Here is a 16,403-nt window from a genome sequence, read left to right as displayed (position 1 = left end):
ATGCCCGGCTACACGATGCCCGGCACCAGCGCGTACGCGATCACCGTGATCGAGTTGTTGAAGGCGTGCACCACCACGCCCGGCCACACCGAATCGCTGCGTCGGCGCAGCTCGGCGGTGATGATGCCGACGATCAGGGCCGCGGGCAGCACGACGTTGATCCCGTGGAGGAGCGCGAAGATCACAGAGCTGCCCAGCGTCGCGATCACCGGCCCGTACCTGAGCAGCCCTGTGGTCACGACGCCGCGGAAGAGGAACTCCTCGCCGATCGGCGTCAGCACCACCAGCCCGATCGCTGTGAGCACCAGAAGCCACGGCCCGCTGCTCGCCCCTGCCGCGTAGCCGGCCTGGGTGTCGGTCGGGGCATCGGTCAGCGCCACGAACAGCGGCGTCAGCAGGCCCTTGGCCAGCAGAGCGACGACCCCGCCCGCGACGCCCAGCCACAGCCAGCGGGTAGTGGTCCGGCGGATGCCGAACGACTGCCACGAGCGCCGTCGTAGCGCTGCGGCGGCAACGAATCCGGCGAGCCCTGCGACACCCGAGAGGCACGCCAGGAGGGCACCACCCAAGGGGCTGGTCAGGTCGAACTGACCCGAGACGGCGATCGGGAGCCCGAACCCGACCGCCGCCATTGCGATGATTCCGACCAGCATCTCGGGCCAGCCTGGCCGTACAGGCTGGGCGGTCTTCGGACCGACGTCTGTCACGTGTTCCATGACAGCAGTCCAAACCATGTTCCTGGCACATGGTCAAGCGCTACGGCACGAGCACGGAGCGGCAGGGCGCCTCTTCGGCGCAAGGATGCTGGGTCGCGTCAGCCGGCGAGGAGCTTTGCCTTCTGCGCGCTGAACTCGGCGTCGGTGAGCACGCCGTCGTCCCGCAGGCGACCGAGCCGTTCGAGCTGGGCGTACATGTCGTCGGTCGCCGACGGGGCAGGAGCCGGCGGCGCGGCTGGTTGCGGTGGAGGTGGCGCATAGTCCTGCTGCGCGTAGGGGTCCTGCGCGGCCCAGCGGTTGGCCTGCCGCCGGGAGACCCGGTTCGACACCGCGGTGGCGGTGCCCGCGACGACCGCGGTGCGTGCCACGCCTCGGAGGAGTCCCATCACGTCGTCCTTTCCGTCTGCTGCGTGTCCCCGGCCAGTTGCTCGGCCTCCAGGGCGTCGAGGACCGCGATCACGTCCGTGACCGGGATCCGGCCGCCGGCGATCACCTGCGCTCCGACATCCCGCATCGCCGTCACGAACGGGCCGGCCCAAGTGTTCTCGTACACGATGATGCCGACCGCGTTGCCCGGGGCCGCCAAGGCGGCAGTCGCGTCGAGGTCGTCGTCGTCGAGCAGCCCGGACACCGCGCCCTCGAATACGGCGAGGTCCAGCTCGCCGTCGTTGTCGAGATCGGTGAGCGCGACGCCCACGGTGTCGCCGGCCTCGGTTCGCATCGCGACCCTGAGGTCGAGGATCCGGATGATCCCGCGTTCCACGAGGTCGATCAGCGCCGCGAGGCCCTTGCCCTGCAGCCTGCCGCCCGGGAACTCGAGGGCTAGGTAGTCGATGGGGCCGACGTCGAGGTCGGTCATCGGGGCCTCCTGCGGTGGTGGGCGGGATACACGGTCTCGCTCCCAGACTGGCAGCGCCGGGGGTGGTTGCGACCCACCCGGACACGGGTGGACCCGAGCCACCCGGCCCCGGGGCATGATCGAGAGACCGACTCCCGGAGGCCACCATGCCCGCCATGTCCGCCATCCCGACCTACGACGCTGAGCAGCTCGCCGGCATGCTCGCGATCCTGCCCGACGTGGACTCGGTCGAGCTCAAGCTCACCGTCCCCGACGACTTCCAGCGCTCCGCCGTGCGGCTGCTGGGCATTGACCCGCTGGACGCGGTCCTGCGCCAGGTCGTGTTCGTCGACACCCCAGACCTGCGGCTCTCGTCGGCCGGGGTGGTGCTGCGCGCCCGGCGGACCCAGCACAAACCCGGCGACCTGGCGGTCAAGCTCCGGCCGGCGATGCCGGCCGAGGTCCCCAAGGGTTTCCGCGACCACCAGGGGTTCAAGGTCGAGCTCGACGCGTCACCGGCCGGCTACACCTGCTCCTGCTCGCTGACCGTCGAGGCTCCCGATCGCCTGGTGCGCAAGCTGATGATCGGCACCCGCGGCGTCCGCGGCCTGCTCGACGACGACCAGCGGACGCTGCTGGACGAGCGTTTGCCGGACGGCGTCGGACCTGACGACCTCGTCGTCCTCGGCCCGATCAACCTGCTCAAGACCCGGTTCCGGGTGAAGGGGTACCGGCGACGCATGGTCGCAGAGCTATGGGTGCTGCCGGACGGCTCCCGGATCCTCGAGCTGTCCACGAAGGCACCCCCCGAAGAGGCGTTCCAGGCCGCCGCGGAGACGAAGGCGCTGCTCGCAGGGAAAGGGCTCGACCTGGGTGCCCCGCAGGAGACGAAGACCCGGTCCGCGCTCGCCGCGCTGACGGTACCGGAGAGCGAACGGACGGCCGGCGACGCTGCGCACGACGAGGGGTGATGCTTCACGGCGTCCGGTGTCATGGTCCCGGTTCCTCCCACGCCCGGGCCGGGCTCATCGGCGCCAGCCGTTCGACGGGCGGCCGTTGCGGCGCTGGCTCATCAGGGCCCGGGCCATGTCGGCCGCCTCCGCCCGCGATCCGCAGCCCAGCTTGCGGTAGATCACCTTGAGGTGGAACTTGAGCGTGTTCACCGAGATGAACAGCTCGTCGGCGACCTCCCGCAGGGTGAGCCGGCTCGGTAGCATCCGCAGGATCCCCAGCTGCCGGTCGGTGAGGGACTCGACGAGCTCGACAGGGGGAGTCCGGCAGGGGGGCGCTCCGGAGAGCGGGAGGCGGCGGAGCCGGTCCAGCCAGTCCTTCGACACCTGCCAGGCCAGTCCTTCGATCGACTCCAGGGTCTCGGTGCCCTGGGACGCCAGGGTCTGCACGAGGCCGTGCGTGGAGGCGAGCCGCACGGCGTGCAGGAGCGCTCCCTCGGCCTCGTCCGCATCGGGGGTCGTGCGGCTCACCAGCAGGCCGAGGATCACGTGGTGCCGCACGCAGCGCGGGGTGGCCTCGTGCAGCAGGGCGCGTGCTCCCTCGACGTCACCATCGGCGACGAGCACCTGTGCGGTCTCGACGCCGCCCCAGAACGGGTCGTCGATCTCGGCCGCCCACCGCCGGGCGTCGTCCGGTCGGCTGTCGGCCAGGGCCAGGAGGGTGCCGGTGCGGGCCAGCAGGGTGCGACTGCCACGACCACTGAGCTCGGTGTCCGTGATCTCGATGGCATCACCGAACGCCCGATCGGCGGCTTTGGTGTCTCCGGCGTCGACAGACGACTGGGCCAGCTCCAGGTGCGCGAGCAGCCGGCAGTGCGGAACGGGCTCGCACGACGTCTCGATCAGGCGCGACAGGAGGGGGAGCGCGGCCGACTGCTCGCCGATCTCGCGGTTGGCGAGCGCCTCGGCGGCCATGAGCTCGGTCCGCGCCGTCGTCAGGTGCGCCGCCTCGGAGGCCTGCAGGGTGCTGTGCACCAGGCGCAGGGCATCGACCGGGCGCCCCGCCAGTGCCGTCCCCAAGGCCCGGGTGGCCTCGAAGGCGATCCGTCGTTCGGGCGCGGCACTGAGCGAGCGGGCCGCCTCGCGTACCTCAGGACCGGCATCGTCCCACCGCTCGGTGAGTGCGATCTCGCGGGCCAGCACGTTCCATCCGAACCCGCACAGGGGATCGGTCGACCACTGGTCGCCGATCGTGGAGAGAGCCGACCGGGCCGACCGGGCCCCCGCGCTCCAGTCGCCGGAGATGGTCGCCGAGACCGCGCGCAGCATCTCGAGCCGCGCGAGCAGCCACGGCTCGAGCTCGGCCGCCGTGTCGGCCAGGTCTGCCAGGGTGTCCATGGTCTGGACGAAGGCGCTCCGGTCGGTGAAGAGCTGACACCAGGCGAGGTCGACCGTCGCGGCGGCGTCGCCGGTGGAGGCGTTCAGGGGGATCGCGGCGAGAATGCGCCGGACCGTGGCGTCGCGCCCGCCGTCGTAGAGCTGCGGGACGCACGAGGCCAGCAACCGCAGCGCAGCACGGTCCTCGCCCGCGTGCAGCAGGTGCTCGATCGCGGCGACCGGTTGCCCCGCGCTCTCGTACCAGCGGGCGGCACGCCGGTGGAGCTCGGTCACGTGCCCCGGATCCCGGCGGCGCAGCTCGGCCAGCAGGGCTTCCCGGACCAGGGCGTGTGTCTCGTAGGCCCCCGACGGATCCACGCGGGTGGCGAACAGCCCGCGTTCCTCGGCCAGCTCGAGCAGCTCGGGGGCGTCGGCGCGGCCGGCCAGGGTGCGCGCGAGGCCCGGCTCGGCCCGGTCCACGACGGACACCGAGACCAGGACGTCCACGATGTCGGCGGGCTCGCCGCTCAGCACCTCGTGCCAGACGTAGTCGCGGAGGCTCCGTCCGGCGTCGCCGTGCCGCGGGGCGTCGCGAGGTGCCCGGGCGTCCGCGGACCGCGCCGCCAGTGCGGCCAGCTGGATGCTGGCGGCCCAGCCATCCGCGTGCCGTGCGGCCCTGGCGACCTGTCGCGCTGGTAGCGCCGGGGCCAGGCGGGACAGCATCTCGGTCGCCTCGTCGAACGAGAACCGCAGCTCGGGAAAGCGGACCTCGCGGAGCGTCCCGCGGGCCCGGAGCCGGTCGACCGGGAGCCACGGTACGTGTCGGCTTGCCATGACGAGGTGCAGCCAGCGGGGGAGGCGCTGGACGAACGTGGCCAGCTGCGCGGTCTCCGCGGCCTCCCCGACCACCTCGAGGTCGTCGATCACGAGGACGCGCGGGTCGTACGGCCGGGACTCGAGGTCGTCGAGCAGGGACCCCAGGGCGTCGACCAGCGGCTGTCGCCGTCGGATCAGGTCGCCGACGGGCTCGGCACACCCCGGGGCGATCCCGTCGAGCGCGGCGAGGATGCTCAGCCACAGCTGGGCGGGGTCCCGGTCCGACTCGTCGACGGTCAGCCACGCGTGGGGCAGCTCCGTCCAGGTGACCCAGTCCCTGAGCAGTGCTGTCTTGCCCGAGCCGGCGGGCGCGGCGACGAGCGTGAGCGGCGCCTTGACCATCGTGTCCAGCAGCTCGATGAGCCGGAGGCGCCGTACGAGATACTCGGGGTTGACGGCGGGGCGCAGCTTCGCCCGGTAAACCGTCGCCAGGGGACCGTGGAGCCGGCCTGGTGAGCCGGCGCGGTCCATGAGCACGTCCCCGCTGAGTGAGTGCGTCATGTGCCCTCCACACGGTCTACCTCTTTGCAGAGTAGGTCCGCCTGACGTACTTCGCTGGTCCGGGCCAGACATCACCCACCCTCGGGGCCCGGCACACGGTCAAGGCACGAGCACGATCCGCCCGAACACCGTCCCGGCGTCCATCTGACGGTGTGCTTCGGCGGCCTGGCCCAGCGGCAGGATGTCGTGCACGACCGCGTGCAGCTCACCACGCCCCGCGGCGGCGAACAGTTCGGCCCGGACGGCGTCTCTGGCCGGCGTGGGAATGGTGTCGAGGCTGAACGTCGCGACGGAGCGAGACTGCTGGAAGGCGCTGATGAGCCGCTTGCCGAAATCGGCGGGCGGCATCCCGGCGACCGCACCGACAACGACCAGGCGCCCGTTCGGCGCGAGCCGGTCGATGAACTCGGAGGTATCCGGTCCGCCGACGATGTCGATGATCACGTCAAAGGACGCCGGGGCGTCCGGGTCACCGCTGCCGGCGCGGTCGAGCACGTGGGTCGCCCCGAGGTCACGGAGCCTGTCGCCGCGCTGGACCGACGACGTCGTCACCCCAACCGCGCTGGCGCCGCCACGGGTCGCGAGCTCCACGGCCGCGATGCCGATGCTCCCCGCGGCGCCGCGCACGAGCACCGACTCCGCCGACGTGAAGTGCGCGTGGGCCAGGGCGAAGTGAGCGACGGGGGCCGAGCTCCCGAACGTCACCGCGTCGATCGACGACAGCCCGTCGGTCAGCGCGACGACGTCGCCCACCTGCGCGAGCGCCTGCTCGGCGTACCCGCCGGTGCGCGTGAACGCCCATACCCGGCGCCCTGTCCATGAGTGGTCGACGTCCGCGCCGACTGCCGTCACGGTGCCGGCGACCTCGCTGCCGGGGATCAGCCCGGTCGTGAAGCCGTATCCGCTGATCGTCCCGCGACGGATCACCGCATCGACGCCGCCCACACCCATCGCCTCGGTCTCGATCACCAGCTGACCGGGCCCGGGGTTCGGCACGGGGACGTCGGTCACCACCATGCCGCTCGGGTCGCCGAACCGCTCGATCGTCACTGCTCGCATCATTGATCTCCGTTGCGTCATCAGGATTGCTCAACCGTGGCGACGCTAACGGACGGGGGCGTCCGTTTACGGGAAGTGAGAGCGACGACTGACCCGTTGCCCCACATCACATGCCGAAGTCGGAACTACCGCTCCGAAGGATCTCTGACTAAAGTCAGAGATATGACCCTCGTCGACACGGTCCGCCGCTTCAACCGCAGCTACACCCAGCGCATCGGTGCGCTGGACGAGTCGTTTCTCGGCACCGGCCGGCCGCTCGGTGCGTCGCGCCTCCTCTTCGAGGTAGGGCCCGACGGCGCCGCGGTGCGGGACCTGCGAGAGCGGCTCGACCTCGACTCGGGCTACCTCACCCGGCTCCTGTCCCGGCTGGCCGACGACGGGCTCGTCGACGTGCGTCCCGACCCGGCCGACCGGCGCCGTCGGCTCGTGACGCTCACCGCCGTCGGACAGACCGCCTACCGCGAGCTGGACGAGCGCTCCGAACGCAAGGCGCGCGGGCTGCTCGAACCGCTCACCGAGCGGCAGCGCGCCCGGCTGGACGAGGCGCTCGGCACCGCTGACCTGCTGATCCGTGCGGCGACCGTGCACCTGCGCGTGGTGGACCCCGTGAGCGACGCGGCCAGGACGGCGCTGGGGGAGTACTACGCCGAGCTCGGCCGGCGCTTCCCCGGCGGGTTCGCGCCCGAGCCGCGGGACGACGGCGCCGACGCGCTCCGCGCGCCGGGCGGCGCGTTCCTGGTGGCGACCAGCGACGGCGCCCCGGTCGCCTGCGGCGGAGTGCGTCGCCTCGACGACTCGACGGGCGAGATCAAGCGCATGTGGGTGGCGCCGGACTGGCGGGGCGCGGGCCTGGGCGCGCGGCTCCTGCGGCGCCTGGAGGACGAGGCGCGCCGGCTCGGCTACGCGCGGGCCGTGCTGGACACCAACCGGGCCCTGACCGAGGCGATCGCCATGTACGGGCGGGCCGGCTACCGCGAGATCGAGCCGTACAGCCGGGACAACCCGTACGCGGAGGTGTTCTTCGAGAAGCCTCTGGTCTGAGCGGAACCCGCGACAGGATGCGAGCGGCACCCCGGCGCGGCACGGTGGAGGTGTCGGCGAGGCAGTCGCCATCGGCCCTGCCGAGGCAAGCCACCTCGGGGGAGTCGCACCGAGGGAAGGAGCGCTCCATGGTCCAGCAGACAGTTGCCGATGTGATGACCCCTGCGCCGTCCACGATCGGCATGTCCGACACGCTCCAGACCGCGGCGCAGATGATGGCCGCGCAGGACGTGGGCGCGCTTGTCGTCCAGGCCGGGCACACGACCATCGGGATCGTCACGGACCGGGACCTCGTGGTCCGCGGCCTGGCCGAGGGTCTAGGACTCGAGGCGATGGTCGGCGAGGTGGCGAGCGAGGACATCGTCACGGTCGGGCCCGGCCTCCCCGTCGAGACGGCGGTCGAGGCGATGCGCGCCGCCGCCGTCCGCCGGATTCCGGTGCTCGACGGCGACAGGGTCGTGGGGATCGTCTCGATCGGCGACCTCGCCGTCGAGCGGGATCCGACGTCGGCGCTGGCGGACATCTCCGAGGCGGAGCCGAACGACTGAGTGAAGGGCGGTGCGGGTCAGGCGGATCTTGTCGGCCGCGGGCATTTAACGTTAAAGTCGCCCGACCCGGACCGCACTCGTGCAAGGGAGCCGCGCCATGGCCGGCATCGTGAGCGCCGCCCCGCCGCCTGACCTTCGCGGGTACACGTCGGCCGACAATCGCGACGGCACCTACGACGTTCCGTTGTTCGGCGCCGACGTGCCCGACGTCGCCGTCGAGCGCGTCCCCGCCGCCGAGAGCGGCGAGGGGCGCGACGTCTATTACATGATCAGCACGACCATGCACCTGAGCCCGGGCGCACCGATCATGCGGTCGTACGACCTGGTCAGCTGGGAGATCGTCAGCTACGTCTTCGGCCGGCCGACCCTGGCCGACGCGTTCGCGCTGCGCAACGGCCGCAGCTCCTACGGGCAGGGCCAGTGGGCCTCGTCGTTGCGGTACCACGCCGGCACCTTCTACGTGCTGTTCAACACGAACGACCTGGGCGGCGCGTACCTCTACTCCACCGACGACATCGAGAGCGGGACCTGGACGCGGACCGATCTGGGCCGCCGGCTGCACGACCCGTCGCTCTTCTTCGACGACGGAGACGGCGGCACGCCGTACGTGATCTACGGCTCGGGCTCGATCGGCGCCGTCCGGCTCTCCGACGACCTGACCCGCGCCGTCGAGGACTTCCCGAACATCCTGGACCAGGACGACTACCCCGGTGCCTCCTGGACAGGCGGCCTGTTCGAGGGCGCCCAGGCCTACCGGATCGACGGCGTCTACTACATCGCGACCATCGCGTGGCACTTCGGCCGTGGCGGGCGTCAGGTGGTGCTCTTCCGCGCGGACGAGCTGCTCGGCCGGCATGCCACGGCCGACGGCAGCAACCCTTACGAGGCCCGCGTCGTCCTGGACTCGGACGGGTTCGCCCAGGGCAGCCTGGTGCCGGTCGCGCGCCAGGCCGGCGGCACCGACTGGCACGGCATGTTCTTCCGCGACACCTTCCCCGTCGGGCGCATCCCCGCGCTCATCCCCGCCGAGTGGACCGACGGCTGGCCGGTCTTCGCCGACGACGGCGTGGTCGAGGTCGGGGACACGTTCGCCAAACCCATCCGGCTGAGCCCGGCGCAGGAACGGCTCGAGCGGCAGAAGAGCATCGTCGCCTCCGACGACTTCGACAACGACGCTCACCTGGCTCACCTGGACGAGGAGTGGGACATCCCCGAACCGCCCGACGACAGCTCGGAGCACGTGAGCGAGGCCGCCGTAGCGTTCAACGGCTCCCGGCTGGACCCGGTCTGGCAGTGGAACCACGCCCCGGACAACCGCTACTGGTCCCTCACGGACCGCCGCGGCTGGCTGCGCCTGACGACGGGCCACGTCGTGACCGGCGACTACGTGTACGAGAAGCTCGCGGCCCGCGACGCGCTGACCTGGTTCGAGGAGGCCCGGAACACGCTGAGCCAGCGGGTGTTCGGTCCGACGTCGTCCGCGGAGACCCGGCTCGACGTGTCCGGGATGAACGACGGCGACGTCGCTGGGCTGGCCGCCTACAACCGCGACTTCGCCTACGCCGCGGTCAAGCGGGTCGACGGCAGGAACACGCTCGGCGTGGTGCGGCGCCTGCAGCCGTTCGACGCGTCGATCGACCAGGCGGCGGTCGAGGCGTTCGTGCCCGGGACCGAGGTCGATCTGGCCGACGCCACCGAGGTGCACATCAAGGTCGACGCCGACTTCGTGTCGACAGCGGGTCAGGGCTGGGTGCAGTTCCGCTACAGCCTGGACGGCCGGCGGTGGGGACCGCTCGGCGAGCCGGTCGGCCCGCTCCGGCGCGACGGCGCCCTGTCCCATTTCATGGGCCACCGGTTCGGCCTCTTCGCCTACTCCACGCTGGAGGCGGGTGGACACGTGGACTTCGACCACTACCTGCTCAGCGACACCCTCACGGCCGACGGCGCCGCGATCGACACCGGCCTGCTCGACGCCGCGATCGTCCGTGCGCAGCAGCTCGACCGGCACGACTACCCGGCGGACGCCTGGCGCGCGATGCGGGTGGAGCTGCAGAAGGCGGAGGCCGCGCGAGGGCGTGGCTTCGGCACGCAGAACCAGGTCGATGCGCCGGCGCGCGCCCTGAGCCTTCAGCTGGCTCGGCTGGACGTCCTGGCGGAGCCTGGCGGGCCGGTGAGCGGCAGCTAGGCACCGCATGCGAGCGGTGAGCCGCCGAGGCATGGTGGATGTGTCGGTGAAGCCGCCCACCGTCGGCCCCACCGAGGGGGGAGTGCGACGAGGAGACGCGATGACCCGGACGCCGGTCGACCTGACCGCCCCCGAGTCCGCGCGCGTCATGGGCAGGGTGCTCGCCCCGCTGGTCGCCCAGGGGGCGATCGTCCGCCGTCCGCGCGTCACGGCCTGGGCCGAGCGGCACCAGACCGACCGCGCGGCCCGCGCCGTCCTGACCGGGCTCCGCGAGCGCCACGGCGGGGCCCCGCTGGTGCTGCGGTTCGGGACGCGGCGCCTCGTCGTGGTCACGGAGCCCGACGACGTGCGCCGCCTGCTCGAGGAGTCGCCCGAGCCGTTCACGCCCGCCACGAAGGAGAAGCGCGGCGCCCTCGCGCACTTCCAGCCCGAGGGCGTACTCATCTCGTCCACCGCCGAACGCTGGCACCGCAGGCCGTTCAACGAGACCGCGCTGCAGATGGGCCAGGCCGTGCACGACGAAGGCGCCGCGTTCGTCGACGCCGTGCAGCGCGGCGTGGTGGAGCTGACCCGGCAGCTCGACTCGACCGGCCGGCTCGACGCCGAGAGCTTCGCCGACGTCTGGTGGGGCATCGTGCTGGAGGTGGTGCTCGGTCCGAAGGCCGGCAGGGACCGCGACCTCGTAGAGCTCCTCGGGGCGCTGCGCCGGGACGCGAACTGGTCGTGGCTGCGCCCGAGGCGCCCGGCCCTGCGCGAGGACCTGGAGGCCCGGATCGGGTCCTACCTGCTGGCTCCTGAGCCGGGATCGCTCGCCGCCGCGGCCCATGACTGCGGACCGGCCACTGCGGTGGGCCAGGTGCCGCACTGGCTGTTCGCGTTCGACGCCGCCAGCGCGGTGACGCTGCGTGCGCTCGCCGTGGTCGCGTCGCGCCCCGAGGTGCGCGAACGGCTGCTCGCGGAGGCGGGCCCGGCCGGCCCGTCACCCTGGCAGACGGCGGGCCGGGGCCCGGCCCTCCTGCCCTACGCGCGGGCCTGTGTGCTGGAGTCCGTACGCCTGTGGCCGACGACGTTCGCCGTGCTGCGGGACTCGACCGGACCCACGCCCTGGGGGGAGCGGGCCTTGCCGACCGGAACCGGGTTTGTGATCGTGAGCTCGTTCTTCCACCGCGACCGGGAGCGCCTGGAGCATGCCGACGCGTTCGTCCCCGAGGCGTGGCTGGACGGCCGCAACGACGCCGACTGGGGGCTGGTCCCGTTCAGCGGCGGGCCGGTCGCATGTCCCGGGCGCAACGTCGTCCTGCTCGTCACCTCCCACCTGCTCGCGCGCCTGGCCGCGCGTGACCTGCGGGTCGAGCGCGGCCGCTACCTGGCGCGCGACCCGCTGCCGGCCACGGTCGATCATCTGGGTCTGCGCTTCCGGATCGCCGGCAGCGCCTGAGCGCTCAGCGGGCCCGAGCACTCAACGGGTGGCGCGGCGGTTCTGGAGGACCCCGGCCAGGAGCACGACCAGGAGGCCGGCGCGCAGGCCGGCCGGTCGGCGGGCTGCGGGCCGGAGCCCGTGGGGAACGACATGCGCACGAGCGTACGCACGGCGGCGGCCGGCAGAAAAATCGATTCGACCGACCTTCGGGAACATCCGTGGTGCGCAGGTGTTGTCCCCGGTGTGAACGAGGAGCTGCGCCGGGCGACGGTGGTCGTGATCGGGGCCGGGCAGGCGGGCCTGTCGGCGGCGTACCACCTGCAGCGCAGGGGTTTCGTGAGCGCCGTCGAGCAGCCGGACGCCGAACGCACCTCCGTCGTGCTGGACGCGAACCCGGCGCCGGGCGGCGCCTGGCAGCACCGCTGGGAGTCGCTGCGGATGGCGACCGTCAACGGCATCTTCGACCTCCCCGGCCTGGCCCAGACCGCCGTCGACGCCACCGAGGCCAGCCGCGCCGCCGTCCCGCGCTACTTCGCGGGCTACGAGCGGACGTTCGCGCTGCCGATCCTGCGCCCCGTCCACGTGGTCGCGGTGCGCCGCGCCGACGACGACCCGGACGGCGACCTCGTCGTGACGAGCGACCGCGGCTCCTGGGCCGCGCGGGCCGTCATCAACGCGACCGGCACGTGGACCAACCCCGTGCTGCCGCACTACCCGGGGCAGGAGACCTTCGTCGGGCGTCAGCTCCACACCCGCGACTACGTCCGGGCGGAGGACTTCGCGGGGCAGCGCGTGGCGATCGTCGGCGGCGGGATCTCCGCGCTCCAGCTCCTGGAGGAGATCTCCCGCGTGGCGACCACCCGCTGGTACACCCGCCGGGAGCCCGTCTTCCGCGAGGACGGGTTCCAGCCCGAGACCGCCGGCCGCGAGACCATCGCCAAGGTCATGGCCGACGTCGCAGCGGGCCGGCCCACCGGCAGCGTCGTGTCGTACACGGGGCTGGCCTGGACGCCCTACGCGCTCGCGGCCAAGGAGCGCGGCGCGCTGGAGCGCCGGCCGATGTTCAGGGCCATCGAGCCCATGGGCGTGCGCGAGGCGGACGGTTCGTTCACGCCGGTCGACACGATCCTGTGGGCCACCGGCTTCAAGGCCGACCTCGCACACCTCGACCCGCTGCACCTGCGGAACGAGCTGGGCGGCGTCGCGATGAACGGCACGCGGGCAGCGACCGAGCCGCGCGTCCATCTGATCGGGTTCGGGCCGTCGCAGTCGACGGTCGGCGCCAACCGCGCGGGCCGGGAGGCGGCGGCCGCGGTGGTGCGGGGGCTCCGGGTCGCCGTCGCGTAGCCGCTCAGGTGTTCGCCAGCCCCGCGACCAGGTTGATCAGCAGAGCCACGACCACCGTGCCGAACAGGTAGGCGAGCAGGGCGTGCAGCTGGGCGAGCCTGCGCATGGCGGACGAGCCCAGGTCCGTGTCCGAGACGGCGAAGCTCATCCCGACGGTGATCGCCAGGTACGTGAAGTCGGTGTACCGGGGCGGCTCGGTCTGGTGGAAGTCGATCCCGCCGGCCGGGGCCGTGTAGTAGGCGCGGGCGTAGTGCAGCGCGAACACGGTGTGCACGCAGGCCCAGGAGACGATCACCGCGGCGAGGACGGCGGCGATCGTGATGTCGCCGTTGCCCAGCACGCCCCCGACGAGCGCGACCGCGACGCCTGCCAGGCTGGCCAGGGCGGCGAGCAGCACGATCAGGCTCGCGACGCCGCGCGTCGGCTCCTCGCGCACCGCGTGCTCACTGGTCTCCTCGGGATCCATGGGGACGATCACCAGCACGGTCCAGAACACGAACACGAGCCCCGCACCCGCCCAGCCGCCCAGCCCGGCCGCCGCCGCGGAGTCCCACGAGAGCGGCCAGCCCAGCAGCGCGCCGACCAGCAGGGCCACGCCGATCCGTACCCCGGGCGGGCTGTCCAGCACCCGGCTCACCTGCCGCATCCGCGTCATGTCGCACAGTCAACCAGCACCGTGCTCAGCCCGGCGCGGCGGCCGGAGAATCGCCGGCGGCGTCCTCCTCGATGCGGATCGTGGCTGACGGGCACAGGGTCTCCGCCTCGCGGACGGCGGGCCACTCCGCCTCGGGCGGGTTCTCGTCGAGCACGCTGACGAAACCGTCGTCGTCGTACAGGTTCGCGAACACGTGCGGAGCCGTGCGGCTGCAGTTGCCCGACGCGACACAGGTGGTCGGGTTGATGGTGACCCTCATCGACGTGCGTCCTCCATGCTTCAGCCGCGGTACCGGCGGACCAGCGGGCAGGTGTACGGGTCGCGGTGCCTCAGGCCGACCTGGTTCAGGTAGGCGATGACCGTCCGGAACGCCGCGCCGAACGACGTCTCCGTGTAGGGGATGTCGTTCTCGGCGCAGTACCTGCGGACCACGCGCCGCAGCGCGGGCAGGTTCGGCCGGGGCGTCATCGGGAACAGGTGATGCTCCACCTGGTACTCCAGGCCGCCCATGAAGAAGTGCACCAGCGGCCCGCCCCGGACGTTGCGCGACATGTGGACCTGCCGGCGCAGGAAGTCGATCTTGGCGTCGTGCGGGACGGTGGGCATCCCGATGTGGTTGGGGGAGAACGCACCGCCCAGCAGGAACCCGAACACGGCGATCTGCACGGCCGCGAAGGCGACCGCCATTCCCGGCGGCAGAACGACGAACAGGAAGGCGAGGTAGCCGAGGACCCGGATTCCGACGAAGAGGATCTCGGTCCACCGGTGCGCGACGTCCTTGCGGGTGAGGATGGTCCTGAACGAGCTGACGTGCAGGGAGAACCCCTCGAAGAACAGCAGCGGCAGGAAGTAGAAGCCCTGGTACCGGGCGAGCCTCGCGGCCAGGCCGGTGCGCTGGTCGGTGACGTCCGGCGTGAGGGACAGCACCCCGGCCCTGACGTCGGGATCCTTCCGCTCCTTGTTCGGGTTCGCGTGATGGCGGTTGTGCTTGTCCACCCACCAGCCATAGCTCATTCCGTTGAGCAGCCCGACGAGGACGCGGGCCACCCACTCGTTCCAGCCCCGCGAGACGAAGATCTGCTGGTGGGCCGCCTCGTGCCCCAGGAACGCGAGCTGCGCCATCGCCAGGCCGAGCAGGGCCGCCAGGACGAGCTGGAACCAGGTGTCGCCCAGCACGGCCACGCCGACGAGGATCGCTGCCGTGGCCAGCGTCCAGGACAGCAGCATCGTCCAGTAGAAGCCGTATCGACGGCGCATCAGGCCGGCGCCGTTGGCCTCAATGGTCAGTTGATGAAACGTCTCCACATAATGATTCCCCAGCATTGCCACCTCACGGGACGACAACATCTCTTTCGATGTTAGCGAAGGCGCCGGTGCCATGTCGGCCCGGGTGGCGGCCGTGTCCGCGCGAGCGCTCAGTCCTCGACGGACGCGGCGACGAGCCAGGCAGTGATCAGCACGATCACCGCCATCAGCGACGTCTCGCGGGTGGTGCTGCGCCGCAGCAGATGGCCCGCCGTGCGGGCGCTGCGCCTCCGGAACCGTCGCGACTCGAGCCGGGGGACCACGCGGAAGTGGTTGTACGTCCCGACCGCCCCGACCACCGCGACGACGCCGATCTTGGCGAGCAGGAGGAGCCCCCACGTGCTCTCCCAGAGCTGTGCGGGGCGGTCGACGATCTCGACCGCCAGCACCACCCCGGCGGCGCCCACCACGGCGACGGACACGGCCGCGACGACGGAGAAGCGGGCGCCGATCAGCGCCGCGTCGAGCGCGCGCCCGTCGCGGCGTCGGCTGTGCAGCACGATCCCCGTCGCGACGACGCCGCCCACCCACGTGGCGGCGGCCGCGAGGTGGGCGACGTCGGCGCTCACGACGAGCCAGCGCGGCTCGGCGGTGTTGCTGTGGCCGCCCAGCACGTGCCCGGCGGCGACGAGCACGCTCCCGAGGATCGCGGGCCACGAGCCCGGCAGCGTGCGCCGGGCGCCCAGCGCGATCGCCGCCGCGCCCGCGGCCTGCAGGCCCAGGGCCCAGCGTGTGGTGGCGCTGAGCGAGCTCGCGATCGAGGGGGGCGAGACGGCGGCGGCGAGGTCGCCGTCCGCCATGTGCACGGATCCGGCCGAGACGTGGACGGCGAGGCCGACCAGGATCAGCAGGCCCATCCAGCGGACCGACCGGAGCACGACCGGGACGTCCTCCCGGTCCTCTCCGCGCAGCACGAGGCCGCCGAACAGCAGAGCGCCGGCGGCGACCAGCCCGCCCCACAGGGCCGCCGCGCTGCCCAGCCGCGCGACGGCCTGCGCGGCGTTGGCGGCGGGGCTGTCCATCGCCATGGCGTCGTGGTCCATGCCGTTCATGTTGCCCATGTCGTGGGCGCCGTGCGGCCCGTCGGTGTGCGCTTCGCCGGTGCCGGGCTCGGCGGGTTCGCTCGGGGCGGCGTCCGCCCCGGCGACGGTGAAGCCGAAGGAGCCCTCCAGGGGGTGGCCGTCCTGGGCGGCGGCGGTCCAGCTCACCGTGTAGTCGCCGGCGGCCAGCGGTTCGGCCGGCGTCGCGACGAGGACGAGGCCGCCCTCGGCAGAGGCGACGTCGGCCGCGACCGTGCCCGCCGGGCCGTCGACGACTATGCCGTCGCCGAGCGTGGTCACCGGGAGCGTGAACCGCAGCGCCACCTCGTCGACCGGGCCGTCGGACGTCGAGCCGGCGGCGGGCGTCGTCGACTCGAGCTTGGTGTGCGCGGACGCGTGCGGCGCGCACCACAGCGCGAGCACGAGCGCCGCGAGCAGACCGGCCGCCGTCCGGGTCGAGGCGCGCGTAACCGAGGGTCGGGCCATGGAGGACTCCTCACGAGCGGGTGGTGGGGGGGGGCGGCGGGGGGGCGGGGGCCGGGCAC

General features: G+C 72.6%; 15 protein-coding genes. 6 read left to right on the top strand and 9 right to left on the bottom strand.

The annotated features are described in order from the left end of the window. Nucleotides 1-8 precede the first annotated feature (8 nt). From ACFT2C_RS18310 to ACFT2C_RS18300, 3 genes are all read right to left on the bottom strand, one after another. Nucleotides 9-716 carry a type II CAAX prenyl endopeptidase Rce1 family protein gene (locus tag ACFT2C_RS18310; RefSeq protein ID WP_377208501.1) on the bottom strand — a complete coding sequence of 236 codons (708 nt, stop codon included), beginning with the start codon at nt 714-716 and terminating at the stop codon, nt 9-11. Nucleotides 717-814: 98 nt separating this feature from the next. Further along, the gene (locus tag ACFT2C_RS18305) at nt 815-1,102 is read right to left on the bottom strand and encodes an SHOCT domain-containing protein (protein WP_377208500.1); all 288 of its coding nucleotides are present in this window, start codon (nt 1,100-1,102) and stop codon (nt 815-817) included. Beyond that, nucleotides 1,102-1,575 (bottom strand): DUF6325 family protein, encoded by a 474-nt coding sequence (locus tag ACFT2C_RS18300; RefSeq protein ID WP_377208499.1) that lies wholly within the window; start codon nt 1,573-1,575, stop codon nt 1,102-1,104. The genes ACFT2C_RS18305 and ACFT2C_RS18300 overlap by 1 nt, the downstream gene beginning before the upstream one ends. A gap of 155 nt (nt 1,576-1,730) precedes the next feature. Between ACFT2C_RS18300 and ACFT2C_RS18295 the strand changes: the two genes are divergently transcribed. Next, nucleotides 1,731-2,525 (top strand): hypothetical protein, encoded by a 795-nt coding sequence (locus ACFT2C_RS18295; protein ID WP_377208498.1) that lies wholly within the window; start codon nt 1,731-1,733, stop codon nt 2,523-2,525. A 54-nt stretch (nt 2,526-2,579) separates the two neighbouring features. On the opposite strand, the gene ACFT2C_RS18290 is transcribed toward ACFT2C_RS18295, so the two are convergent. After that, entirely contained in the window at nt 2,580-5,258 is a 2,679-nt protein-coding gene (locus ACFT2C_RS18290) for a LuxR C-terminal-related transcriptional regulator (protein ID WP_377208497.1), read from the bottom strand. A 99-nt stretch (nt 5,259-5,357) separates the two neighbouring features. Next, nucleotides 5,358-6,317 carry a zinc-binding dehydrogenase gene (locus ACFT2C_RS18285; RefSeq protein WP_377208496.1) on the bottom strand — a complete coding sequence of 320 codons (960 nt, stop codon included), beginning with the start codon at nt 6,315-6,317 and terminating at the stop codon, nt 5,358-5,360. Between the two features lie 162 nt (nt 6,318-6,479). Between ACFT2C_RS18285 and ACFT2C_RS18280 the strand changes: the two genes are divergently transcribed. The 5 genes from ACFT2C_RS18280 to ACFT2C_RS18260 all read left to right on the top strand — a co-directional run bounded on the left by ACFT2C_RS18280 (nt 6,480) and on the right by ACFT2C_RS18260 (nt 12,858). Further along, the gene (locus ACFT2C_RS18280; protein WP_377208495.1) at nt 6,480-7,358 is read left to right on the top strand and encodes a GNAT family N-acetyltransferase; all 879 of its coding nucleotides are present in this window, start codon (nt 6,480-6,482) and stop codon (nt 7,356-7,358) included. Nucleotides 7,359-7,486: 128 nt separating this feature from the next. After that, on the top strand, nt 7,487-7,906 hold the full coding sequence (locus tag ACFT2C_RS18275; protein WP_377208494.1) for a CBS domain-containing protein: 420 nt from the start codon (nt 7,487-7,489) through the stop codon (nt 7,904-7,906). 97 nt (nt 7,907-8,003) lie between these two features. Further along, on the top strand, nt 8,004-10,091 hold the full coding sequence (locus ACFT2C_RS18270; protein ID WP_377208493.1) for a glycoside hydrolase 43 family protein: 2,088 nt from the start codon (nt 8,004-8,006) through the stop codon (nt 10,089-10,091). 100 nt (nt 10,092-10,191) lie between these two features. Continuing rightward, nucleotides 10,192-11,529, top strand: a complete 1,338-nt coding sequence (locus ACFT2C_RS18265; protein WP_377208492.1) for a cytochrome P450 — start codon at nt 10,192-10,194, stop codon at nt 11,527-11,529. Nucleotides 11,530-11,754: 225 nt separating this feature from the next. Beyond that, complete coding sequence (locus tag ACFT2C_RS18260) at nt 11,755-12,858, top strand: NAD(P)-binding domain-containing protein (RefSeq protein ID WP_377208491.1); 1,104 nt, start codon at nt 11,755-11,757, stop codon at nt 12,856-12,858. A 4-nt stretch (nt 12,859-12,862) separates the two neighbouring features. Here the strand turns inward: ACFT2C_RS18260 and ACFT2C_RS18255 are convergent, their stop codons facing one another. From ACFT2C_RS18255 to ACFT2C_RS18240, 4 genes are all read right to left on the bottom strand, one after another. Then, nucleotides 12,863-13,513, bottom strand: coding sequence for a DUF1345 domain-containing protein (locus tag ACFT2C_RS18255; protein WP_377208490.1), 651 nt, complete (start codon nt 13,511-13,513; stop codon nt 12,863-12,865). A gap of 25 nt (nt 13,514-13,538) precedes the next feature. Further along, nucleotides 13,539-13,772, bottom strand: a complete 234-nt coding sequence (locus ACFT2C_RS18250) for a ferredoxin (protein ID WP_377208489.1) — start codon at nt 13,770-13,772, stop codon at nt 13,539-13,541. 20 nt (nt 13,773-13,792) lie between these two features. Beyond that, nucleotides 13,793-14,818: a fatty acid desaturase family protein gene (locus ACFT2C_RS18245; protein ID WP_377208488.1), complete on the bottom strand. Its 1,026-nt coding sequence runs from the start codon at nt 14,816-14,818 to the stop codon at nt 13,793-13,795. 110 nt (nt 14,819-14,928) lie between these two features. Beyond that, on the bottom strand, nt 14,929-16,344 hold the full coding sequence (locus ACFT2C_RS18240; protein ID WP_377208487.1) for a CopD family protein: 1,416 nt from the start codon (nt 16,342-16,344) through the stop codon (nt 14,929-14,931). Nucleotides 16,345-16,403 lie beyond the last annotated feature (59 nt).

Source organism: Promicromonospora sp. NPDC057138 (assembly GCF_042670845.1).
Lineage (GTDB): Bacteria > Actinomycetota > Actinomycetes > Actinomycetales > Cellulomonadaceae > Promicromonospora.
Note: the sequence above shows the minus strand (reverse complement) of the source record. Positions and strands in the feature narration are given on the sequence as shown.

Bases quoted from the DNA above. Each gene is read 5' to 3' on its own strand.
- ACFT2C_RS18250 (WP_377208489.1), bottom strand. From the start codon at position 13,772: ATGAGGGTCACCATCAACCCGACCACCTGTGTCGCGTCGGGCAACTGC.
- ACFT2C_RS18255 (WP_377208490.1), bottom strand. From the start codon at position 13,513: ATGACGCGGATGCGGCAGGTGAGCCGGGTGCTGGACAGCCCGCCCGGG.
- ACFT2C_RS18270 (WP_377208493.1), top strand. From the start codon at position 8,004: ATGGCCGGCATCGTGAGCGCCGCCCCGCCGCCTGACCTTCGCGGGTAC.
- ACFT2C_RS18275 (WP_377208494.1), top strand. From the start codon at position 7,487: ATGGTCCAGCAGACAGTTGCCGATGTGATGACCCCTGCGCCGTCCACG.
- ACFT2C_RS18300 (WP_377208499.1), bottom strand. From the start codon at position 1,575: ATGACCGACCTCGACGTCGGCCCCATCGACTACCTAGCCCTCGAGTTC.
- ACFT2C_RS18290 (WP_377208497.1), bottom strand. From the start codon at position 5,258: ATGACGCACTCACTCAGCGGGGACGTGCTCATGGACCGCGCCGGCTCA.
- ACFT2C_RS18305 (WP_377208500.1), bottom strand. From the start codon at position 1,102: ATGGGACTCCTCCGAGGCGTGGCACGCACCGCGGTCGTCGCGGGCACC.
- ACFT2C_RS18280 (WP_377208495.1), top strand. From the start codon at position 6,480: ATGACCCTCGTCGACACGGTCCGCCGCTTCAACCGCAGCTACACCCAG.
- ACFT2C_RS18285 (WP_377208496.1), bottom strand. From the start codon at position 6,317: ATGCGAGCAGTGACGATCGAGCGGTTCGGCGACCCGAGCGGCATGGTG.
- ACFT2C_RS18240 (WP_377208487.1), bottom strand. From the start codon at position 16,344: ATGGCCCGACCCTCGGTTACGCGCGCCTCGACCCGGACGGCGGCCGGT.
- ACFT2C_RS18295 (WP_377208498.1), top strand. From the start codon at position 1,731: ATGTCCGCCATCCCGACCTACGACGCTGAGCAGCTCGCCGGCATGCTC.
- ACFT2C_RS18310 (WP_377208501.1), bottom strand. From the start codon at position 716: ATGGAACACGTGACAGACGTCGGTCCGAAGACCGCCCAGCCTGTACGG.
- ACFT2C_RS18265 (WP_377208492.1), top strand. From the start codon at position 10,192: ATGACCCGGACGCCGGTCGACCTGACCGCCCCCGAGTCCGCGCGCGTC.